Genomic DNA, 23,936 nt, shown 5'->3' on the forward strand with positions numbered 1-23,936 from the left:
GACAGGAGACCCCGATGCCGGAGATGTCCGAAGAACTCGACCAGATCGCCATCGTCGGGATGGCCGGCCGCTTCCCCGGCGCCCCCGACGTCGACACCTTCTGGAGGAACCTGGAGGAGGGCCGGGAATCGATCGCCGCGCTCTCCGAGGAGGGGCTCCGGGCGTCCGGGGTGGACCCCGAGGTGTCCGGCCGGGACGGCTACGTAAGGGCCAAGGGGGTGCTGGAGGGCGCCGACCGCTTCGACGCGGCGTTCTTCGGCTACAACCCGCGCGAGGCCGAGATCATGGACCCGCAGCACCGGGTCTTCCTGGAGTGCGCCTGGGAGGCGCTGGAGTCCGCCGGCTGCGTGCCGGAGGCCTTCGAGGGGCGGATCGGGGTGTTCGCCGGATCCGGCATGAACACCTATCTGCTGCACAACGTGACGGCCAACCGGCGGGTCTTCGACTCGGCGGGCCCGTACCAGACGCTGCTCGCCTCCGACAAGGACTTCCTGGCCACCCGGGTCGCCTACAAGCTCGGCCTGACCGGTCCGGCGCTCAGCGTGCAGACCGCCTGCTCCACCTCGCTGACCGCCGTCCACCTGGCCTGCCAGAGCCTGCTCAACGGCGAGTGCGACGTCGCCCTGGCGGGCGGCGTCTCGATCGGCTCGCCGCTGGAGCAGGGCTACGCGTACGAGCCGGGCGGCATCCTCTCCCCCGACGGCCACTGCCGGCCGTTCGACGCCGCGGCGGGCGGGACGGTGCCGGGCAACGGCGCCGGTGTGGTGGTGCTGCGCCGGCTCGCCGACGCCCGCCGCGACGGCGACACCGTGGACGCGGTGGTGCTGGGCTCGGCGGTCAACAACGACGGCTCGCTGAAGGCCGGGTACACCGCGCCGAGCGTCGACGGCCAGGCCGCGGTGATCGCCGAGGCGCTGGCGATGGCCGGCGTGGCGGCCGACTCGGTCGGCTACGTGGAGGCGCACGGCACCGGCACCGCGCTCGGCGACCCGATCGAACTCGCCGCGCTCACCCGGGCGTTCCGGGAGTCCACCGACGCCACCGGCTACTGCGCGATCGGCTCGGTGAAGGGCAACATCGGCCACCTGGACGCCGCCGCCGGGGTCGCCGCGCTGATCAAGGCGGTGCTGGCGCTGCGGCAGGAGGCGATCCCGCCGTCGCCGCACTTCACCAAGCCCAACCCCGAACTCGACCTGGAGTCCGGCCCGTTCTTCGTCAACGACCGGCTGCGGCCGTGGCCGCGCGGCGGCGCTCCGCGCCGGGCGGGGGTCAGCTCCTTCGGCATCGGCGGCACCAATGTGCACCTCGTCCTGGAGGAGGGCCCGGACCCCGATCCCGCGCCCTCCGCGCCGCCGGTGCCCGAGGAGGACGCCGCCCCCGTCGTGCTGCCGCTGTCCGGGCGGAGCGCGCAGGCCCTCGCCGAGGGTGCCCGGCGGCTCGCCGACCACCTGGAGGCCCACCCCGCCACGCCGCTGGCCGACGTCGCCCACACCCTGACCCACCACCGGCGCGCATTCGACCGGCGCCACGCGGTGGTCGGCCTCGACCGGGCGCAGGCCGTAACCGCGCTGCGCGCCGTGACCGCCGCCGCCGCGGCCGAGGCCGCCGATCGGGCCGAGGTCGCCTTCCTCTTCCCCGGCCAGGGCACCCAGTACGTCGACATGGCCCGCGGCCTGTACCGCCGCGAGCCGGTGTTCACCGCCGAACTCGACCACGTCGCCGAGCTGTTCGCCGCCGAGTTGGGCGAGGACCCGCGCGCGCTGCTGTTCCCCGCCCCCGGCGCGGCCGAGGCCGCCGAGGAGCGGCTGACCCGCACCGAGTTCGCCCAGCCGGCGCTGTTCCTGGTCGGGTACGCGCTGGCCCGGTTGTGGGAGGCCCGGGGCGTGCGGCCGGACGCCATGGCCGGCCACAGCGTCGGCGAGTACGTCGCGGCCTGCCTGGCGGGCGTGTTCTCGCTGGAGGACGCGGTGCGGCTGGTGGCCGCCCGGGGCCGGCTGGTCCAGGCGATGCCCACCGGGTCGATGCTCACCGTGTTCCTGGCCGAGCGGGACCTCGCGCCCTGGCTGGGCGAGGACGCCGACCTCGCGGTGGCGGCCGTCAACTCCAGCGAGCTGAGCGTGGTCTCCGGCCCGGCCGGGGCGGTGGACGGCCTGGAGCTGCGGCTCAAGGCCGCCGGCGTCCCCTGCCGCCGGCTGCACACCTCGCACGCCTTCCACTCCGCCGCCATGGACGGCGCGGTCGGCCCGCTCGTCGAGGCGGTCCGCACGGTGCGGCTGCACCCGCCGCGGATCCCGTTCTGCTCCAACGTCACCGGCACCTGGATCACCGACGAGGAGGCGACCAGCCCCGAGTACTGGGGCCGCCACCTGCGCGCGCCCGTCCGGTTCGCCGACGCCGCCGCGCTGCTGCTGGCCGACCCGTCCCGGGTGCTGCTGGAGGTCGGCCCCGGGCACACCCTCGGCGACTTCGTCCGCCGCCACCACGCCTGGCAGGAGGGCCGCACGGTGGTCACCTCGCTGCGGCACCCGCACGAGCGGGAGGACGACCGGCTCCGGTTCGCCCGGGCGCTGGGCGCGCTGTGGAGCGCCGGGGTGCCCGTCGACCCCGCCGCGCTCGGGCCCGCCACCGGCCGGGTGCTGCGGCTGCCCGGCTACGCCTTCCAGCGCGAGCGCTACTGGGTGGAGCCGGACCGGGACACCGCCGCCGCGGCGCGGCGACCGGCCGGACCGGTTCCGGTCGAGGACTGGTTCCGCACACCGGGCTGGAAACGCCTCGCCCCGGCCGCCGGGGGTCCGGTGCGCGAGGGCGAGCCGCTCTGGGTGGTGCTCGGCGACGACACCGGCCTCGGTGCCGCGCTGGCCGACCGCCTCGCCGGGCAGGGCGCCCCGGTGGTCCGGGTCGGCACCGACGACGGCTCCGCGCGCAGCGACGGGCTGCGCGTCCCCGCGCTGCTCGCCCGCGGTGAGGACTCCTGGACGCTGGACCCGGCCGATCGCGCGCAGCTCGCCGAGCTGCTCGGCGCGCTCGACCTCCGGGGCACCGGCTCGCTCCGGCTGGTGCACGCCTTCAGCCTCGCCGACGACGCGTCCGACGGCTCGACCGACAGCGCGACCGACGGCCCCGTCCTGGACGAGGCGCGGCTGGCGGCGGCCCGCCGGCTCGGCCTGGACAGCCTGAGCGCCCTCGCCCAGGCCGTCGAGGACGCCCGCCCCGGCGTGCCGGTCACCGTCGACGTGCTCTGCCGGGGCGTGCACGCCGTCACCGGCGAGGAGCCGCTGCGCCCCGAGCAGGCCCTGCTGACCGGCCCCTGCACGGTCGTCCCGCAGGAACTGCCGGACGTCGACTGCCGGCTGCTGGACCTCACCGGCACCGACCTGGACGCCCCGGCCGAGGAGGCGGTGAGCGCCCTGCACGCGCTGCTGCTGCGCGAGCCGGCCGAGCGTGAACTCGCCCTGCGCGGACGGCACTGGTGGGTGCGCGACTTCGACGCCCTGCCGCTGGCCGACGCCGGCCCGGCGGCCGACGGCCCGGCGCTGCTGCGCGACGGCGGCGTCTACCTGGTCACCGGCGGGCTCGGCGGCGTCGGCCTGGCGCTCGCCGAACAGCTGGCCCAGGGCTGCGAGGCACCCGTCCTCGGCCTGCTCGGCCGCTCCGACTTCCCCGCCGAGGACGCCTGGCCGCACTGGCTGGAGACGCACGGCGAGCAGGACCCGACCAGCGTCCGGATCCGCCGGCTGGCCCGGCTGCGCGAGCGCGGCGCCCGGATCGCGGTGCTGCGCGCCGACGTCACCGACGAGTCGGCTCTGGCCGCCCGGCTGGCCGAACTGCGCGAACGGTTCGGCCCGTTGAACGGTGTCGTGCACGCCGCCGGGGCGCCGTCGGCCGGGATGCTGGCCCGCCGCACCCCGGCCGAGGCGGACGGCGTACTGGCGGCGAAGACCGTCGGAACCCTGCTGCTGGACCGGCTCTGCGCGGACGACCCGCTGGACTTCCTGCTGCTCTGCTCCTCGGTCAGCGCCGTCCTGGGCGGACCCGGCCAGAGCGACTACGGCGCGGCCAACGCCTTCCTGGACGCCTTCGCCCAGTGGCGGCGCGCGCGGGGCCGCCCGGTGACCTCGCTCGGCTGGGGCACCTGGGAGGGAGTCGGCATGGCCGCCGGGCTCACCGGTCGGCCGGGCGCCTCCGAGGCGGAGACCGGGCACCCGCTGCTGCGGCTGGTCCGCTCCGAGGGCACCACCCGGGTCTACGAGACGGTGCTGTCCACCGCGGACAGCTGGATCGTCGACGACCACCGGCTGATGGGCCACGGCCTGGTGCCGGGCACCGCCTACCTGGAACTGGTCCGCGCCGCGCTGGCCGGGCAGGCCGGCGGGCGCGAGACGGAGCTGCACGACGTGCTGTTCATGACGCCGGTGATCGTCCCCGACGGGCAGCACCGCACGGTGTACACCACGGTGGAGGAGCACGAGGGCCGCACCCGGTTCACCGTGCGCAGCCGCCCCGGTGAGGGCGCGCCCTGGCGCGAGCACGCCACCGGCTCGGCGTCGTTCCACGAGCGCGGCCCGGACACGGTGCGCGACCTGGCCGAGGTGGAGGCCCGCTGCGAGGTGACCGAGGTGCTGTCGACCGAGGCGGAGATCCGCCGCCGGCTCGGCGTGGAGCGCTTCGAGGAGGGCGGCGGACCGCTGCAGTTCTGGTTCGGGCCGCGCTGGCAGGTGCTGGAGACGATCCGCACCGGCGGGCGGCGGATGCTCGCCACCCTGCGGCTGGACGACGCCTTCCTCGCCGACCTGGAGGCCTACCCGCTGCACCCGGCGCTGCTCGACATGGCCGGCGGCGTCTTCCGGCTGCACGCCGAGGACCCGTACTACCTGCCGCTGACCTACCGCTCGCTGCGGATCCTGCACCCGCTGACCGGCACCGTGCACGTCTCGGTGGAGATCCGGCACCCGGCCGGGTCGACCGGCGAGACCCTCAGCTGCGATCTCGAACTCCTGGACCCGGACGGCCGGTTGCTGGTGCGGGTGACCGACTTCACGGTCAAGCGGATCAACGACGTGGACGCGCTGCTGGAGCAGATCGCGCAGACCGTCGCGGAGGCCGAGTCGGCGGGCGGCGACACCGCCGACGACGCCCGGCGGCCCGCGGCCACCGGGGTGCTCGCGGCACTCGGCGAGGGCTTCGGCGAGCCGGAGGGCCGGGCGGCCTTCGCCCGGGTGCTGGCGCAGGCCGAGTTGCCGGCCCACCTGGTCGTCACCCCGCAGGACTTCGACGCGCTGCGCCGGCTGGCCCGCTCGATCACCCCGGAGCTGCTGGCCCGGGAGCTGGAGCAGCTGGCGCCGCTGGGCGGCAGCCACCCGCGCCCGGACCTGGCGACCCCGTTCGTGGCGCCGGCCACCGAGCAGGAGGAGGCCGTCGCGGCGCTCTGGCGGGAGGTGCTGGGCGTCGAGGAGGTCGGCGTGGACGACGACTTCTTCGCGCTGGGCGGCCACTCGCTGGCGGCCGTGCAGATCAACACCCGGATCCAGAGCCGCTTCGGGACCGAACTCGACCTGCGGGACTTCTTCCACTCCCCCACCGTCGCGCACACCGTCCGGCTGCTGGCCGGAGCCGGTGGCGGCGACCGCGGGGAGGCCATCGAGGCCCTGAGCCGGGACGAGTCCGTCGAACTCCACGGCCTCGAAGCTCTGGACGACCCGGACGCCGCGGACGGCCCGGCCGGGTCGGACGCCCTGGCCGGGCTCGACGACCTGGACGACCTGGACGGCCTGTCCGACGACGAGGTGGAGGCCCGGCTCCAGGCCCTGCTCGCCGAGGAGTCCACCGACCTGGGGGACCAGGAATGAGCACCCGCGACACTCACGAGGACGGACCCGCGATGACCACCCCCGACCCGTCGGCCCTGACCACCCCCGACCCGTCGGCCCTGTCCGCCGCCGAGAAGCGGGCCCTGCTCGCCGAGCGCCTGCGCCGCAAGCAGGCCGCCGCCCGCCCCCGCCGGCACCGCTTCCCCGCCTCCTTCCCGCAGCAGCGGATGTGGTTCCTGGACCAGCTGACGCCCGGCGACACCGCCTACAACGTCTGCGGCGCCACCCGGATCCGCGGCCCGCTCGACCTGGAGCTGTGGCGGCGCGCCGTGTCCGCCATCGCCCGCCGCCACGAGGCGCTGCGCACCACCTTCCGCGAGGTGGACGGCGAGCCGGTGCAGGTGGTCACCGAGGGCGCCGAGCCGGAGTTCGCCGTCGTCCCCTGCGAGCACCTGGCCGGGCCGGACGGCGAGGAGGGCGTGCAGGCCCTGGCCCGCGAGGAGTTCGCCCGCCCGTTCGACCTGGCCACCGGCCCGCTGGTGCGGATGCGCTTCCTGCGCCTCGCCGCCGACGAGCACGTCCTGCTGCTGACCATCCACCACATCGCCGGCGACCTCTGGTCCACCTCGGTGTTCCTGGACGAGCTGGTCGCGCTGTACGGCGGCTACGCCGACGGCACCGAGGCCACGCTGCCCGAGCTGCCGGTGCAGTACGCCGACTACGCGGTCTGGCAGCGCAAGCGGCTGGAGGGCGACGGGGCGGCGGGCGACCTCGCGTACTGGACCGAGGCGCTCGCCGGGGCCCCGGTCGCCCTGGAGCTGCCCGCCGACCGGCCCCGGCCCGCCGTGCGCACCACCCGCGGCGGCTCCCGCCCGTTCGCACTGTCCGCCGAACTGATGGACCGGGTGCGGGAGTTCAGCCGGGCCGAGGGCGTCACCCCGTTCATGACGATGCTCGCGGCCTTCCAGGTGCTGCTGCACCGCTACAGCCGCGAGGAGGACGTCGTCGTCGGCGTGCCGGTCGCCAACCGGGGCCGCCCCGAGGTCGAGCGGCTGATCGGCTACTTCGCCAACATGCTGGCGCTGCGCACCGACCTGTCGGGCGCGCCGTCCTTCCGCGAGCTGCTGGCCCGGGTGCGGCCGGTCTGCCTGGGCGCCTTCGCCCACCAGGAGCTGCCGTTCGAGCGGCTGGTGGAGGAGCTGCACCCGCAGCGCGACCTCTCCCGCACCCCGGTGTTCCAGGTCTCCTTCGTCTTCCAGAACATCGCGATGCCCTCCTTCGAGGTGGCGGGGCTGCACCTGGAGCCGATGGAGGTGGCGAGCAGCACCGCCCGCTTCGACCTGGAGCTGCAGGTCTTCGACCGCCCGGAGGGCCTGAGCGGCCGCTTCGAGTACAACAGCGACCTGTTCGAGGCGGCCACCGTCGACCAGCTCGCCGGCCATCTGCGGCTGCTGGTCGAGCGGCTGCTCGCCGACCCGGACCGCCCGGTCGGCGAGGTGCCGCTGCTCTCGGCCGACGAGGAGCGGGAGCAACGCGAGCGCGGGAACGACACCCGCCGGGAGTGGCCCGGGCCGGGCCCGGTGCACCACCGCTTCGCCGAGCAGGCCGCCCGCACCCCGCACGCCGAGGCGGTGCGCTGCGGCGCCGAGGCCCTGAGCTACGCCGAGCTGGACGACCGCTCCGCCCGGCTGGCGCACCGGCTGCGGCGGCACGGCGTCGGCCGGGACGTCCTGGTGGGCGTCTGCACCGAGCGCTCGGTGGACCTGGTGGTGGCGTTGCTGGCGGTGCTCAGGGCGGGCGGCGCGTTCGTCCCGCTGGACCCGGAGTTCCCGCCGGAGCGGATCGCCTTCATGCTGGCCGACTCCGGGCTGCCGGTGCTGCTCACCCAGCGGCCGGTGGCCGAGCGGCTGCCCGCGGCCGGCGCCGAGGTGCTCTGCCTGGACGAGCTGCGCGCGGAGCTCGCCGCCGAACCGGCCGGCGACCCCGGCGCGCCGGTGGACCCGGCGGACCTCGCCTACGTCATCTACACCTCGGGCTCGACCGGGCGGCCGAAGGGCGTGCAGGTCCCGCACCGGGCGCTGACCAACTTCCTGCGCTCGATGGCCGAGCGGCCGGGCCTCACGGCCGAGGACACCCTGCTCGCCGTCACCACCCACTCGTTCGACATCTCGCTGCTGGAGCTGCTGCTGCCGCTGGCGGAGGGCGCCCGGGTGGTGGTCGCCGAGCGTGCCGCGGCCGCCGACGGCGAGCGGCTGGCGCGGCTGCTGGCCGCCTCCGGGGCGAGCGTGATGCAGGCCACCCCGTCCACCTGGCGGATGCTGCTGGACGCGGGCTGGCGGGGCGCGCCGGGCCTGAAGGTCCTGGCCGGCGGCGAGGCGCTGCCGGACGGACTGGCACGGCGGCTGCTGGCCGGCGGCATGGAGCTGTGGAACATGTACGGGCCGACCGAGACCACCATCTGGTCGGCGGTGGCCGAGGTCGGCGAGGGCCCGATCTCGATCGGCGCGCCGATCGCCAACACCGAGCTGCACGTGCTGGACGAGCGGGGCCGGCTGGTGCCGCCCGGGGTGCCCGGGGAGCTGTGCATCGGCGGCGCCGGCCTGGCCCGGGGCTACCTGGGCCGGCCCGAGCTGACGGCGGACCGGTTCGTGCGGCACCCGTTCGACCCGGACCCGGCGGCACGGCTGTACCGCACCGGGGACCTGGTTCGCCGGCGCCGCGGCGGGGGCATCGAGTTCCTGGGGCGGCTGGACCACCAGGTGAAGCTGCGCGGCTTCCGGATCGAGCTGGGCGAGATCGAGAGCGAACTGGCCGCCCGGCCCGAGGTCGGCCATGCGGTGGTGACGGTGCGCGAGGACGTGCCCGGGGACCAGCGGCTGGTGGCGTACGTGGTGCCGGCCGCCGACGGCGTCGACGACGAGGGCCGCCCGGCCGAGGAGTGGACCGACCAGGTCGACGAGTGGCGCCGGATCTGGGACACCGCCTACGACGGGCCGGAGGAGGCCCCGGCGGCCCCCGCCGCCGCTGCTGCCACCGCCGCCACCGGGATCCCCGGCGAGGACCTGCGCGGCTGGAACAGCAGCTACACCGGTGAGCCGATCCCGGCCGGGGAGATGCGCGAGTGGGCCGACCGCACCGCCGAACGGGTGCTCGACCTGCGCCCGCGCTCGGTGCTGGAGATCGGCTGCGGCACCGGCCTGATCCTCCAGCGGGTCGCCCCGCACACCGAGCGGTACTGGGGCGCCGACATCTCCGAGATCGCCCTGGACGGCCTTCGCACGGTGGTCGACGCCGCCGCCGGCGCCTTCGGCGAGGTCGTCCTGCACGCCTGCCCGGCCGACCGGCTCGACCGGCTGCCCGAGCGGCTCTTCGACGTCGTCGTGCTCAACTCGGTGGTCCAGTACTTCCCGGACGAGCGCTACCTGCTGCGGGTCGTCGAGGGCGCGCTGGCCCGTCTCGCCCCGGGCGGCTCGCTGTTCCTCGGCGACATCCGCAGCCTGCCGCTGCTGTCGGCGTTCCACCTCTCGGTGCAGGAGGCACACGCCGAACCGGGTCTGCCCGCCGCCGAGTTGCTCGCCCGGGTGCGCCGCCGGACGGAGGAGGACGAGGAACTCGTCTTCGACCCGGAGCTGTTCACCGCCCTGCCCCGGCGCTTCCCGGCGATCTCCGAGGTCCGGGTGCTGCCCAAGCGGGCCGCCGCCGTCAACGAGCTGACCCGCTTCCGCTACGACGTCGTGCTCACCACCGGCCGGCCCGCCCCCGAGCCCGCCCCCGCGTGGCTGGACTGGACGGCCGAGGGCCTGACCGTGGAGGCGCTGCGCGAGCGGCTGGCCACCGAACGGCCCGCGCTGCTGGCCGTGCGCGCGGTGCCCAACGCCCGGCTGCGCGACCTCGCCGACACCCTCGGGCACCTGTCGGCGGCCGGTACCCCGCCCGCCGAACGCCCCGAGGCCGAGCACGTGCCCGCCGAGCGCCCGGACGCCGTGGACCCCGAGCAGCTGTGGGCGCTCGGCGAGGCCACCGGCTACCGGATCGACCTCGACTGGTCCGGCCACGGTCCCGACGGCGCGCTCACCCTGATCGCCCGCCGCACCGGCGCCGACGGCACCCCCGTCCAGGCCCTGCCGCGCCTCGCCGAGGTCCCGCCGCAGGAGCCGGACTGGGGCCGCCACGTCAGCGGCACCCGCCGCCGGCTGACCCGCCGGCTCGTCCCGGTGCTGCGCGCCGCCCTCGCCGAACGGCTGCCCGGCTACATGGTCCCCTCCGCCTACGTCCTGCTCGACGCCCTGCCGCTGACCCCCAACGGCAAGACCGACCGCAAGGCGCTGCCCGCCCCCGACGGCGAGCGCCGCGACCTCGCCGCCGCGTACGTCGCCCCGCGCGACGAGCGGGAGGAGGCGCTGTGCGCGCTGTTCGCCAAGGTGCTCGGGGTGCCCGCGGTCGGCGTCCACGACAGCTTCTTCGACCTGGGCGGCCACTCGCTGCTCGCCACCCGGCTGGTCTCCCAGATCCGCTCCGCGCTGGGCGCCGAGGTACAGGTCCGGGCGCTGTTCGAGACCCCGACGGTGGCCGGGCTGGCCCGCCACCTGGCCGGCGGCGGCCCCGGGAGCGCGGACGCCGCGCCGCCGCGCCCAGACCTGGCGCCCGAGGCCCGGCCCGGTGAGCTGCCGCTCTCCTTCGCCCAGCGCCGGCTCTGGTTCCTGGACCGGCTGGAGGGCCCGTCCGCCACCTACAACATCCCGATGGCGGTCCGCCTGAGCGGCCCGCTGGACACCGCCGCGCTGCGTTCCGCGCTCGCCGACGTGATCGAGCGGCACGAGGCACTGCGCACCGTCTTCCCCGACACCGCCGGCGTCCCGCGCCAGCACGTGCTCGGCCCCGCCGCCGGGCAGGCCGCGCTGACCGTCACCGAGGTGCCCGAGGCGGACGCGGCGCCGGCCGTGGCGGCCGCCGCCCGCCACCGCTTCGACCTGGCCCGGGAACTGCCGGTGCACGCCGAGCTGCTGGCGCACGGCCCGGAGCGCCACACCCTGGTCCTGGTGGTGCACCACATCGCCGCCGACGGCTGGTCCGTCGCCCTGCTCGGGCGCGACCTGGCCGTCGCCTACGCCGCCCGCCGCGAGGGCCGCCCGCCGCGCTGGGCGCCGCTGCCGGTGCAGTACGCCGACTACACGCTGTGGCAGCGCCGGCTGCTCGGCGACCAGGACGACCCGGACAGCACCTGGAACCGTCAACTCGCCTACTGGCGGCAGGCGCTGGACGGCCTGCCGGAGCGGATCGCGCTGCCGGTCGACCGGCCGCACCCGGCCGAGCCAAGCCGGCGCGGCGGCACCGTGGCGCTGCGCTGGGACGCCGAGCTGCACGCCGCCGTCGCCGGGCTCGCCCGGGCGCACGACGCCAGCGAGTTCATGGTCGTGCACGCCGCGCTGGCCGCGCTGCTGCACCGGCTGGGAGCCGGGGAGGACATCCCGGTCGGGGCGACCGTCGCCGGACGCACCGACGCCGCCACCGAGGAACTGGTCGGCTTCTTCGTCAACACCCTGGTGCTGCGCGTCTCCGCCGCCGGGCGCCCGACCTTCCGGGAGCTGCTGGCGCAGGTCCGCGAGCGCGGCCTGGACGCGTACGCCCACCAGGAGGTGCCGTTCGAGTTCCTGGTGGACGCCCTGCGGCCGGCCCGCTCCACCGCCCACCACCCGCTGTTCCAGGTGATGCTGGCCTGGCAGAACGTCCCCGACGCGGTGCTCGGCCTGCCGGGCCTGCGCGAGGAGGTCCTGCCGGTGGACACCGGCGGCGCCCGGATGGACCTGGTGTTCTCGCTGACCGGCCGCCGCGCCCCGGGCGACGGCGCCCCGGCCGGGATCGACGGGGTGATCGAGTACAACGCCGACGTCTTCGGCCCGGCCACCGTGGAGCTGCTGGCCGAGCGGCTGCGCCGGATGCTGCTGGCGGTCTGCGCGGCGCCCGGGCTGCCGATCGGCGAGGTCGAGCTGCTCGACGCCGAGGAGCGCCGGCGTCTGCTGACCGGGTGGAACGGGGCTCCGCGCGCGCTGCCGTCCGCCACCCTGCCGGAGCTGTTCGAGGCGCAGGTGGCCCGCACCCCGGAACGGCTCGCGGTGCTGGACGCCGAGCGGGAGCTGACGTACGCGCGGCTGGACGCGGAGGCCAACCGGCTGGCCCGGCTGCTGATCGCCCGCGGCGCGGGCCCGGAGCGGCCGGTGGCGGTGGCGCTGGCACGCTCGGCCGCCTCGGTGGTGGCGATGCTGGCCGTGGTCAAGGCGGGCTCCGTCTATCTGCCGGTGGACCCGGACTACCCGGCGCGGCGGATCGCCTTCCTGCTGGAGGACGCCCGCCCGGTGCTGCTGCTGACGGACGGGCCGTCCGCCAGCGCGCTGCCGCCGGGCGAGGTCCCGGTGCTGCGGCTGGACGGGCCGGAGGTGGCGGCCGAGCTGGCCGGGCACCCCGCGACCGCGCTGACGGACGCCGAGCGCAGCGGGCCGCTGAGCCCGGCGAACGCGGCGTACGTCATCTACACCTCGGGTTCCACCGGCACCCCCAAGGGCGTGGTGGTCACCCACACCGGAATCCCCGGCCTGGTCGCGGCGCAGGCCGAGGGCTTCGGCCTGGACGAGGACGCCCGGGTGCTGCAGTTCGCCTCGCCGAGCTTCGACGCCTCGGTGGCGGAGCGCTGCGACGCGCTGCTGACCGGCGCCGCGCTGGTCGTCGTCCCGAAGGAGGAACTGCTCCCGGGCGAGCCGCTGACCCGCACCTGCGAGCGGTACGGCGTCACCAATGTGACGCTGCCGCCGAGCGTGCTGGCCGCCGTGCCGGAGGGCGGGCTGCCGGCCGGGCTGTCGCTGGTGGTGGCGGGCGAGTCCTGCCCGGCCGCGCTGGCCGACCGCTGGTCGGCCGGCCGGCGGATGGTCAACGCCTACGGGCCGACCGAGACCACGGTGTGCGCCACCCTGACCGGGCCGCTGGTGACCGGCGACGGCGCCCCGCCGGTGGGCCGGCCGATCCCGGGCGCCCGGGTGTACGTGCTGGACGAGGATCTGCGCCCGGTGCCGCCCGGGGTGCCCGGCGAGCTGTTCGTGGCGGGCGCCGGGCTGGCCCGCGGCTATCTGGGCCGGCCCGGTCTGACGGCCCGCCGCTTCCTGCCGGACCCGTACGGGCCGCCCGGGGAGCGGATGTACCGCACCGGGGACCTGGTGCGGTGGCGGGCGGACGGGCAGCTGGACTTCCTCGGCCGCACCGACCACCAGGTGAAGGTCCGCGGCTTCCGGATCGAGCTGGGCGAGATCGAGTCGGCGCTGGCCGCGCTGCCGGAGGCGGCCCAGGCGGTGGCGGCGGTCCGGGAGGACCAGCCGGGCCGGCGCGCCCTGGTCGGCTACCTCGTCCCCCGTCCGGGGGCGGCGCCGGACCCGGCGGCGGTGCGGGCCGCGCTGGCCGCGCAGCTGCCGCCGTACCTGGTCCCGGCCGCGGTGGTGGTGCTGGCGGAGCTGCCGCTCACCGCCAACGGCAAGGTGGACCGGGACCGGCTGCCGGCACCAGAGTTCACCGCGGCCACCGGCTCCGGCACTCCGCGCACCCCCGCCGAGGAGGCGCTGTGCGCGATCTACGCCGAGGTGCTGGGCCTGCCGGAGGTCGGGACCGGGGACGGCTTCTTCGACCTGGGCGGCGACAGCATCCAGGCGATCCAGGTGGTCTCGCAGGCCCGGACGGCCGGGCTGGTGATCGGCGCGCGTGACGTGTTCGCCCACCCGTCGGTGGCCGCGCTCGCGTCGGTGGCCGTGCCCGCGCAGGACGCGGCGGACGTCGAGGACCTCGGGACGGGCGAGATCGGCCCCACCCCGATCACCGAGTGGCTACGCGAACTGGACGTTCCCATCGACGGGTTCAGCCAGCAGGCGGTACTCGCCGTACCGCCGGGCGGGGAGCTGGACCTGCCGCGGCTCGCCGCCGTGCTGCAGGCGCTGGTCGACCACCATGACGTGCTGCGCTCCCGGCTGGCCGCGCGGGCGGACGGCCGCTGGGTGCTGCACTCCGGTCCGGTCGGCTCGGTGCGGGTCGCCGAGCACCTGCTGCGGGTGGACGCCGATGGCCTGGACGCGGCCGGGCTGCGGGCGCTGACCGCCCGCCAGGCCGCCGCCGCCCGGCGCCGGCTGGACCCGCGGGCCGGGGTGATGCTCCAGGCGGTCTGGCTGGACGCCGGGGCGCACGAGCCCGGGCGGCTGCTGCTGGTGCTGCACCACCTGGTGGTGGACGGGGTCTCCTGGCGGATCCTGCTGCCGGACCTGCGGGCCGCGGGCGAGGCGGTGCTGGCGGACCGGCCGGTGCTGCTGGCCCCGGTGGGCACCTCGGTGCGCCGCTGGGCCGAGCTGCTGGCCGAGGAGGCCGACGATCCGCACCGCCTGGCCGAACTCCCGGCCTGGCAAAGCCTGTTGTCGGACACCCCGGCGCTGCTCCCGGCCGCCGCCGGGCCGTCCAGGGGCACCGGCCGGCTGGTCCTCACACTGCCGCCCGAGTCCACCGCCCCGCTGCTCACCGCCGCCCCCGGTGCCTTCCACACCGGCGTGCAGGAGGTGCTGCTGGCGGCGTTCGGCATCGCCCTGGAGGAGTGGCGCCGCCGCCGCGCCCCGCACGGCGCGCCCGACGGCGGGGTGCTGGTCGCCGTGGAGAACCACGGCCGCCAGGAGGACCTCGCCGAGGGCGTCGACCTGTCCCGCACCGTGGGCTGGTTCACCAGCGTGCAGCCGGTGCGCCTGGCCGCCGGCCCGCTCGCCTGGCCGTCGGTCGAGAACGCGGGCCCCGAACTGGCCGCCGCCGTGGTCCGGATCAGGGAGCAGCTGGCCGACCTGCCCGGCGACGGGCTCGGCCACGGCCTGCTGCGCCGCCTCAACCCGCGGACCGCCCCCGAGCTGGCCGCGCTGCCCGCCCCGCAGGTGGCGTTCAACTACCTGGGACGCTTCGCCGCTACCGGTCCGGACACCCCCTGGGCGCCGGTGACGGCCGACGCCGCGCTCGCCCTCGGCGCCATCGACACCGGCAGCAAGGCCGACGCCCCGGTGGAGCTGCGGACCCACCCGGTGGAGCTGAACGCCGTCAGCTACGACGGCCCCGACGGCCCGCGCCTGGCGGCCGGCTGGACCTGGGCGGAGGGGCCGCTGGACGAGCCCGCCGTGCGCGAGCTGGCCGAGCTGTGGTTCGCCGCGCTCGCGGCCGTCGGCAGCTGCGCCGCCCTGCCCGGCGCCGGCGGCCCGGCGCCCGTCCGCCGCCCGGCGACCCGGCGGCGTCCGGCCCGCCCGGCCCGGCCCGCGCTTCGCGGCGCCGCCGTCCCCCGGGCCGACCGCACCGCCGGTGTGCCGCTCTCCTTCGCCCAGCTGGACATCATGCACCAGCCGGTCGACCCGGAGGCCTCGCACCACAACGTCATCACCGCGACGGTGCTGACCGGCACCCTCGACCCGGTGGCGCTGCGCGACAGCCTGGACGCGATCGTGGCCCGCCACGAGGCGCTGCGCACCCGGATCACCGAGGACGGCGCCGGCTCCTGGCACCAGCTGACCGACCCGTCCGGCGGCTGGCCGCTGACCGCCGTGGACCTGCGCGACGAGCCCGGGGCGAGAAGGACCGAGGCGCTGCGGCGGCTGGTCGAGGCCGAGGTGGACCGCCCGTTCCGGTTGGCCGAGGGCCCGCTGGTGCGGGGCACCCTGGTCACCACCGGCCCGGACACCTGGGTGCTGGTGCTGGTACTGCACCACATCGTGGTCGACCTGTGGTCGTACGCGCTGCTCGGCCGGGAGCTGCGCGAGCTGTACGCCGCCCGGGTACTGGGCCACGAGCCCCGGCTGCCCGAGCCGACCGTGCAGTACCCGGACTGGGCGGCCTGGCAGCGGCGGCGGCTGGCCGACGGCGAGCTCGACGAGCACGTGGCCCACTGGGAGCGGCTGCTCGCCGACCTGCCGGAGCTGCCGCGCTTCGAGGCGCCGGAGCACCAGAAGGCCGACGCCGTCGAGGGCTACACCAGCGGTTTCGTGCTGGAGCCGGAGATCACCGCGGCCCTGAAGGAGGCCGCGCAGCGCGAGGGCACCACCCTGTTCATGCTGCTGCTGTCCGCCTTCCACCTGCTGCTGCAGAGCTACGCGGACAGCGACGCCGATCTCGCGGTGGGCTTCCCGCTGGCCGGCCGCGAGCACCCGCAGACCGAGCAGATGATCGGCTTCTTCATCAACCCGGTGGTGGTCCGCCCCCGCCCGGCCGACGACGCGACCGTCCGCGACCTGGTCACCGCCGTGCGCGCGGGCGTCCTGGACGCCCACCTGCACCAGGAGGTCCCGCTGCGCTGGCTGCGCCGCGACGCCGGGGAGGACCGCAACCCGCTGCGGCTGCTGTTCAACCTGCTCAACGTCGCCGGTGAGCCGCTGGACCTGCACGGTCTGACCGCGGCGCCGCTGAACCTCAACGTCGGCGACGCCGAGGTGATCCCGGAGCTGATCACCGAGATGCGCCCGCACAACGCCGACCTCTACCTGATGATGCACGAGTCCGAGGCCGGGCTGCGCGGCCTGTGGCTGTACGCGCCGGACCGCGTCGACCCGCGCTCGATGGCCGCCATGATGCGCCAGTGGCCGCTCGTCCTGGACCTGCTGACCCGTCACCCCGACCTGCCGCTCACCGAGCTGCGCCACCGCGTCCTGACCTCCCCGCTCCCCCGACCGGAAGGCACCCGATGAACCGCACGGCCACCCCCGTCGCGCTGATCACCGGCGGCACCCGCGGCATCGGCCGCGCCACCGCCCTGCGGCTGGCCGAGGACGGCTACGACGTCGCCCTGTGCTACAGCAGCGACGCCGAGTCCGCCCGCACCCTGGAGAAGGAGCTGCGGGACCTCGGCCGCGCCGCCTACGTGCGCCGCACCGACGTCGCCGACGCCGCCGCCGTCCGCGAGCTGGTCGACGGCGCCGAGGACGCCCTCGGCCCCGTCACCGCCCTGGTCGCCTCGGCGGCGATCCTGCGCGACACCCCGCTGCTGCTGATGGAGGACCAGGACTGGCAGGACGTCCTGCAGGTCAACCTCAGCGGCGTCTACCACGCCTGCCGCGCGGTGATCGACGGCATGGCGCTGCGCCGCCACGGCGCCATCGTCACCCTCTCCTCGGTCGCCGGGGTCTGCGGCAACCCCGGCCAGACCAACTACGCGGCGACCAAGGCCGGCATCATCGGCTTCACCCGCTCGCTCGCCCAGGAGGTCGGCCGCTACGGCATCCGCGCCAATGCGGTCGCTCCCGGCTACATCGACACCGACCTGGTCGCCGACCTGCCGGAGGAGGCCGTCGAGCAGTCCCTGGACCAGGTCGCCCTGCGCCGCCTCGGCCGCCCCGAGGAGGTCGCCGACCTGGTGGCCTTCCTGCTCTCCGACCGGGCGAGCTACCTCACCGGCGAGGTCGTCCGCATCGACGGCGGCTTCCGCTGACCGTCCTCCCCCGCCGTCAGGAGCCCCGATGTCCCACTCCCCCGCCGCCCACTGGACCGTGCTGGTCAACGACGAGGACCAGCATGCCCTCCACCCCGCCCACCTCCCCACCCCCGCCGGCTGGCACCCCACCGGCTTCACCGGCACCGAGGACGCCTGCGCCTCGTGGACCGACACCCACTGGGCCGACCTCCGCCCACTGTCCCTGCGTCCCCTGCCCCTGCGCCCCCACCCCGGCTCCGCCGGGTAGCCCACCTCCACCGCACGTCGCCGGACGCCGGCCGGCCGACCCCTCCGTCGGCGGCCGACGGCCGGGCGTGCGAGTCTGGGCGCATGCTGATCGCGACGGCCGGGCTGCCCGGTGCGGGGAAGAGTTCGGTGGCCGGGGAGTTGGGGCGGAAGCTGGCCGCTCCGGTCGTATCGGTGGACCCGATCGAGGCCGCGATGTGGCGTGCGGGGGTGGCCCGCAGCCAGCCGACCGGCCTCGCCGCGTACGTCGTGGCCGAGACCGTGGCCGACGGCGTGCTGGCCCTGGGTCAGAGCGTGATCGTCGACGCCGTCAACGCGGTGGAGGAGGCTCGGGCGCAGTGGCGCGCCCTGGCGTCCCGTCACGGCGTGCCGGTGCGGTTCATCGAGGTGGTGTGCTCGGATCCGGCGGTGCACCGCCGGCGGCTCGACGGCCGGTCGCGGGGTATCGAGGGCTTCCCCGAGCCGACCTGGGAGGCGGTGGAGCGACGGCGCGAGGAGTTCGCTCCGTGGGCCGACCACCGGCTGGTGCTGGACAGCGTGCTCGACCTGTCCCGGAACACCGCGACGGCCCTGGAATACCTGGCCGCGGCCTCCTGACCGTCAACGGCCGGTCCACCACAGGAGTCGCGCCCGTCCGCGGCCTCGGACGGATGCCTCACCTTCTGGATGAGGCTCCCCCCGCGGTGGCATGGTGGGCATGAGGCCGCGCGGCGAGGAACAGGGTGCGGCGGGGGGAAGGTGCCGTGGTGTGCGGACCGGCCCGGGGCCCGGCCCTCCGGGTGGGAGGGGCGGGCCCCGGGTGGGTTCGGTGATGTGGTCGGTCAGGAGGTGCGGGACCGCTGCGGCGCGGGACGTCCGGTCATGCGCTGTGGGTGGGAAGCCGGAGTTCGCCGGGGGCGGTTGCGTGCCGGCGGGCGGCGAGCACCTTGGCCGTGAGGGCGTAGCCGGCTCCGCTGGCGAGTGCCACGAGGGGGATCGGGAGGATCGTGTCGGGCAGGGCCAGGAAGGTGAGGGCGCCGACGGCGGACCAGACGAGGGCGGGGATGTTCACGCCGGCGGTGTAGCGGTAGGGGCCGTGGGGGTCGAAGAGGGCCGGTACGTCGATGCGGCCGCGCTTGATGACGAGGTAGTCGGCGAGGAGGACGCCGACGACGGGGGCGAAGACGTTGCCCATCGCCGACATGAAGTCGCTGAACCCGTCGATGAGCGCGGGGAAGGCGGCCAGTGTCGATCCCGCGGCGGCCACCACCAGGGTCGACCAGAAGCGTCCGAGTCGGGTGGCGAGGTTCGTCAGTGCCAGGCCGCCCGTGTAGACGTTCAGTACGTTGATCGTCCAGTTGTCCAGGATCAGTACGACCAGGACGAGGATCAGGGTGACCGGGCCGACGCCGAGGCCGGGGATCACCTCGAAGGCGTTCGCCGTCGTCCCGAGGGTCGCGGCGGCGGCGTAGGCGCCGAAGAAGGCGGACCCGGCGGTTCCGAGCAGCGCGGCGGCCATGGTGCCGATCCACATGTCCTTGCGGGACTTGGAGTAGCGGCAGCAGTCGGCCGCGTCCGTCACCTGGCTGAACCACGCCGCCGCGATGGAGTTCACCCAGACCGCGAACACCGCCCACTTCCAGCCGGCCGAGCCGGAGTAGGCGAAGACCTCGCTCGGTGCGAATCCCGGCGCCTGGTGGTTGGCGAGCAGCCACAGGAGGTATCCGAGGATGACGAGCTTGACCGGGAAGGCGACCTTCGACAGCCACTTGAGGGATTCGTAGCCGAAGAGGGCGACGGAGGCCTGGAGCACCGCGAAGGCGATGCTGACGGCGATGAGCGACGGCCTCACCCCGAGCCAGGCGTCGAGCACGGCCAGGATGCCCATGGCTCCGGCCAGGGTCTGGAAGGCGAACCAGAAGGCCGAGCTGACGGCGCGCAGCAGGGAGATCAGCCAGCGCGAGGCCGCGATGCCGAGGAACGCCCTGGTCGAGACGATCCCGGGCAGTCCGTAGTCGACGCCGACGGTGGCCATGACGGTGTAGGCGCAGAAGGCGATGAGGACGCCCAGCACCTGGGCGACGACCGCGGCCCAGAAGGAGAGCCCGGACACCACCGCGAGTCCGGCGATGAGGATCAGGCCGGGGTTGAGCATCACGTTGAAGATGATCTGGAACAGGTCGTACCAGCGCACGGTCCGCTGGTCGTCCGGTATGGGTTCGAGGCCGTACTGCTCCACCGACTTCGGCTGGCGGTACGCCGGCGACGGGTTGTCGTCGGAGCTTTGTCTGTGGGGGACGTCAGTGGTCATGGGTGAGCCTTCTGGTCCGGGGCGCGGGGAGCGGCCGGGGGTGGGGGCGGCCGACGAGGAGGAGGTCCGTCCGGGTCAGGAGACGGGGGAGGCGGTCCCGCACCAGCGGGTGGCCAGGACGGCGTAGGTACGGGCGGCGAGCCAGACCTCGTCGAGATCGACGTACTCGTCGTTGCCGTGGGCGACGCGCAGGTCGCCGGGGCCGAAGACGACCGACGGCACGCCGGTGCGGGTGAACACGGTCGCGTCGCACACGCCGTAGAGCCCGGTGTAGGAGGGCTGGTCACTGAAGCCGGTGCCCTGGGCCGCGGTCCGGTACGCGCCGGCGACGGCCTGGCTGATGGTGTCGTCGGGCGAGGTGACGAAGGGGTCCCAGTTGAGCTTCCACTCACAGCGCGGGCGGTGGGTCCGCAGCCACGGGTCGGCGTCCGCCGCGCGGTCGACGGCGCGCTGGATCTCGGCCATCACGTCCTCGGCGGAGCGCTCGGGGTGGTACATGACCCCGTACTCGATGGTGGCCGTGTCGGACAGGGCGAAGGGGACGGTCAGGTCGCCGGGGCCGCCGCGCATGGCGCCGGGCAGCAGGGAGAAGTGGCCGTTGTACCAGAGGTCGTGCCGCTGGGTGCGGGCCCACTCGTCTTCGAGTGCGCGCAGCGCCTGGTAGAGGAGGACGACCTTGTCGATCGCGTTCACGCCGATCGCGTCGCCGGGCTGGGTGGGGTGGATGGTGGCGCCCCGCATGGAGCCGTGCACCTTCTTGCCCTCGACCGTGACGGAGAACCAGAGCAGTCCGGGGCTGGCCACGACGATCGACAGCGGTGTGGGCGGCGCGCTCGGCTCCGAGACGACCGCCGCGTCCGCCAGGTAGCCGCGTTCGACCACCGCACCCGTTCCGCAGGCGTGATCGCCGGTCTCCTCGCCGACCACGCACTGCAGTTGCAGTTCTCCGCCGAGTTCGATCCCGGCCTCGCGCAGGGCGATCGCGGCGTAGGCCTGGGCGACGAGCCCGGACTTCTGGTCGGTGGTCCCGCGGCCGTACATCCGGGAACCGATCACCTCGCCGGAGAACGGGTGCGCCTTGGTCCACTCGGCGGGGTCCCCACCGGGGACGACGTCCACATGGCCGTTGAAGATGAGTGAGTTTCCCTCACCCTTGCCGGTGATCCGGCCGACCGCGTTGTCACGGCCCTCCTCCACCGCGAAGACATCCACGGACGCCCCGGCGCGGCGGTAGAGGCCGGTGAGCAGCGCGGTGGCCTCGCCCTCGCGGCCGACATGGTCCTTGTACTCGATGCCGGGGTACTTCGGGCTCACGGACGGGATCCGGACGAGTTCCTGCAGGCTCGCCGTCATCTCGTCACGCAGCCCGTCGATGACGGACATCAGGCGGTTCAACTGGGAAGTTTCTTCGGGGGAGCTCATGACGCCTCCACTGGCGCGCTCGGGAACTGCGGCGCTCGCAACCGTCTCGGTGCCGGGGACCTCGCCGCTTGGCCAGAATGAAACAGGTGATAGGTTTCACATGTCAATAGCCGATTCCGTAATGGATGTTACATCCACGGAGTGCCGGAGAAGCCCGGGCGCGACGCCGCCCGAGGCCGGGAGGCCACCCCCGAGCACCCGAACAGGCGGCACCGTCGACCCGCTCCTGCGACCCGCCCCCACAGCCTTGAATGAAAGAGATATTTCATGTTAGGTGTCAAAGTCATCACATGAACCCAGAATTTCGGCCGTCCTGTGTCGGCGGCCGGGAAGGCGGAGGCCGGGATGGACCGGAACGGCGAAGGACGCGCAAGCCTCGGCCACGCGGCGGCGGGCGCGCCGACCCCGTCACGGACAGCGCGGGAACACATCGAGCGCACGGAGCGCTTCGCCGCGCGCAACTACCACCCCCTGCCCGTCGTCCTCTCCGGCGGCGACGGCGCCTGGGTGACCGACGTGGACGGGCGCCGCTACCTCGACTGCCTGGCGGGCTACTCCGCCCTGAACTTCGGTCACTGCCCGCCGCGCCTGCTGCGGTGCGCCCACGAGCAGCTCGACCGGCTGACCCTGACCAGCCGGGCCTTCTACAACGACCAGCTCGGCCCGTTCGCCGAGGCGCTCGCCGGGCTCACCGGCAAGGACCGCGTCCTGCCGATGAACAGCGGCGCCGAGGCGGTGGAGACGGCCATCAAGGTGAGCCGCAAGTGGGGCTACGTCACCAAGGGCGTGGAGGCCGGCCGGGCCACCGTCCTCACGATGAGCGGCAACTTCCACGGGCGGACGACCACGATCGTCGGCTTCTCCGACGACCCGCTCGCCACCGACGACTACGGGCCGTTCACACCCGGTTTCACGCGGGTGCCGTACGGCGACATCCGGGCGCTCGCCGACGCGATCGACGACACGGTGGTCGCGGTCCTCTTCGAACCCGTGCAGGGCGAGGGCGGCGTGGTCCTCCCGCCGCCCGGATTCCTCAGGGAACTGCGCGAGCTGTGCACACGCCGCGACGTGCTGATGGTGGCCGACGAGATCCAGTCCGGCCTGGCCCGCACCGGGCGCACCTTCGCCTGTGACCACGACGAGGTCGTCCCGGACGTCTACGTCCTCGGCAAGGCCCTGGGCGGCGGCCTCCACCCCGTCTCCGCGGTCGCCGCCGACGACGACGTGCTCGGTGTCATCACCCCCGGCACCCACGGCTCGACCTTCGGTGGCAATCCCCTGGCGGCCGCCATCGGCCACGAAGTGGTCGCGATGCTGGCGACGGGCGAGTACCAGGAGCGCGCCCGCGTCCTGGGCGAGCGGCTGGACACCCGTCTGCGGGAACTGGTCGGCGCCGGAGTGCTGGCCGTGCGGGTCAGGGGGCTGTGGGCCGGAGTCGACATCGACCCCGCGCTGATGACCGGACGCGAGGCATGCGAGGGCCTCCTGCGGCGCGGCGTCCTGGCCAAGGACACCCATGGCTCGACCGTGCGCTTCGCCCCCGCGCTGGTGGCCACCGAGGACGAGATCGACCTGCTCGTGGACGCCCTGGGCGATGTCCTCGCCACGGCGCGGGGCTGACGACGCGCCCGCCCGCCCCCCTGCAGGGGGGCGGGCTCCCGCTTCGCGGGCGCGGGACCCGCTGGTGTAACGAACGTTTCAGCATGCGCCTTGCCTTGGTAACCTTGAAGAATGGAGACGATTCCGGGGGGCCACACGTCGGTGAGGAAGCTTCTGCTCTCCGCCATGGACGAGCTGAGCAACGGTGAACGCAAGGTCGCCCGGGCGGTGCTGGCCCAGTACCCCACGGCCGGCCTCACCACCGTCGCGGACCTCGCCGCCGGCGCCGGGGTCAGCTCGGCCACGGTGGTCCGCTTCGTCACCCGGCTCGGCTTCACCGGATTCCCCGCTTTCCAGCGCGCCCTGGTCCATGAGCTGAACGGGGAACTGGGCTCCCCCTTGCGGCAGTACGCCGAGAAGGCGTCGGCTTCCCCCAAGGGAGTGCTCCCGCAGACGCACCGGGCCTTCGCGCAGCTGCTGGAGGCCACCTACACCGATCTGCCGGCCTCGGAGTTCGCCACCCTCGTGAAGCTGCTCGGCGATCCGTCGCGCAGCGTGCGGGTGACCGGGGGCCGGTTCAGCCGGCTGCTGGCCGAGTACCTGGTCATCCACCTGTGGCAGCTGCGCGCGGACGTCGACGTGGTCGGCCCGGAGGAGATGCAGCGCCGCAGGGCGCTCGCCGACGCCGACGCCAACACGGTCCTGCTCATCTTCGACTACCGCCGCTACAGCGAGTCCAGCCTCCGCTTCAGCGAGGGCATGGCCGCCCGGGGCGCCACCGTGTGCCTGATGACGGACAACTGGCTCTCCCCCATCGCCAAGCTCGCCAAGGTCGTGCTGCCCGCCCGTGTGGAGTCCGCCTCACCGTTCGACTCCCTGGTGGCCGCGATGGCACTGTGCGAGAGCCTGGTGGCGGCGGTGACGGATGCCGCGGGCGCGGCCGGCAGGCGGCGCATCGAACGGTTCGAGACGGCGATCGAGCACGCCTGAACGCACGGCCGCGACCACCGCCCGAGTGCGCGTGTGTCCTGTTGCGCGGAACCCGCGCAGCACCGGGGCCGGGCCATCACCGCCGCTGCGGTGGTGGCCCGGCCCCTGG

General features: G+C 75.1%; 9 protein-coding genes. 7 read left to right on the top strand and 2 right to left on the bottom strand.

All coding sequences use genetic code 11. The annotated features are described in order from the left end of the window. Nucleotides 1–14: 14 nt before the first annotated feature. From ACFVVU_RS10125 to ACFVVU_RS10145, 5 genes are all read left to right on the top strand, one after another. Nucleotides 15–5,846, top strand: coding sequence for an SDR family NAD(P)-dependent oxidoreductase (locus tag ACFVVU_RS10125; protein WP_387789085.1), 5,832 nt, complete (start codon nt 15–17; stop codon nt 5,844–5,846). Next, nucleotides 5,843–16,537, top strand: a complete 10,695-nt coding sequence (locus ACFVVU_RS10130; protein WP_387789086.1) for an amino acid adenylation domain-containing protein — start codon at nt 5,843–5,845, stop codon at nt 16,535–16,537. Before ACFVVU_RS10125 ends, ACFVVU_RS10130 begins: the two co-directional genes overlap by 4 nt. Beyond that, a complete protein-coding gene (gene fabG, locus ACFVVU_RS10135; RefSeq protein WP_387789087.1) occupies nt 16,534–17,277 on the top strand; it encodes a 3-oxoacyl-ACP reductase FabG in 744 nt (247 codons plus the stop codon). Before ACFVVU_RS10130 ends, fabG begins: the two co-directional genes overlap by 4 nt. A gap of 28 nt (nt 17,278–17,305) precedes the next feature. Beyond that, nucleotides 17,306–17,527 carry an MbtH family protein gene (locus ACFVVU_RS10140; RefSeq protein WP_387789088.1) on the top strand — a complete coding sequence of 74 codons (222 nt, stop codon included), beginning with the start codon at nt 17,306–17,308 and terminating at the stop codon, nt 17,525–17,527. 83 nt (nt 17,528–17,610) lie between these two features. After that, nucleotides 17,611–18,123 (top strand): AAA family ATPase, encoded by a 513-nt coding sequence (locus tag ACFVVU_RS10145; protein ID WP_387789090.1) that lies wholly within the window; start codon nt 17,611–17,613, stop codon nt 18,121–18,123. Between the two features lie 262 nt (nt 18,124–18,385). Here the strand turns inward: ACFVVU_RS10145 and ACFVVU_RS10150 are convergent, their stop codons facing one another. Both ACFVVU_RS10150 and ACFVVU_RS10155 read right to left on the bottom strand, forming a co-directional pair. Beyond that, nucleotides 18,386–19,816: a purine-cytosine permease family protein gene (locus tag ACFVVU_RS10150; RefSeq protein WP_387789091.1), complete on the bottom strand. Its 1,431-nt coding sequence runs from the start codon at nt 19,814–19,816 to the stop codon at nt 18,386–18,388. A 75-nt stretch (nt 19,817–19,891) separates the two neighbouring features. Beyond that, nucleotides 19,892–21,238 carry a M20 family metallopeptidase gene (locus ACFVVU_RS10155; protein WP_387789092.1) on the bottom strand — a complete coding sequence of 449 codons (1,347 nt, stop codon included), beginning with the start codon at nt 21,236–21,238 and terminating at the stop codon, nt 19,892–19,894. Between the two features lie 345 nt (nt 21,239–21,583). Between ACFVVU_RS10155 and rocD the strand changes: the two genes are divergently transcribed. Both rocD and ACFVVU_RS10165 read left to right on the top strand, forming a co-directional pair. Then, nucleotides 21,584–22,858 carry an ornithine--oxo-acid transaminase gene (rocD, locus tag ACFVVU_RS10160; RefSeq protein ID WP_387789093.1) on the top strand — a complete coding sequence of 425 codons (1,275 nt, stop codon included), beginning with the start codon at nt 21,584–21,586 and terminating at the stop codon, nt 22,856–22,858. A 141-nt stretch (nt 22,859–22,999) separates the two neighbouring features. Next, complete coding sequence (locus ACFVVU_RS10165; protein ID WP_387789095.1) at nt 23,000–23,827, top strand: MurR/RpiR family transcriptional regulator; 828 nt, start codon at nt 23,000–23,002, stop codon at nt 23,825–23,827. Nucleotides 23,828–23,936 lie beyond the last annotated feature (109 nt).

Source organism: Kitasatospora sp. NPDC057965, assembly GCF_042887135.1.
Taxonomy (GTDB): Bacteria; Actinomycetota; Actinomycetes; order Streptomycetales; family Streptomycetaceae; genus Kitasatospora.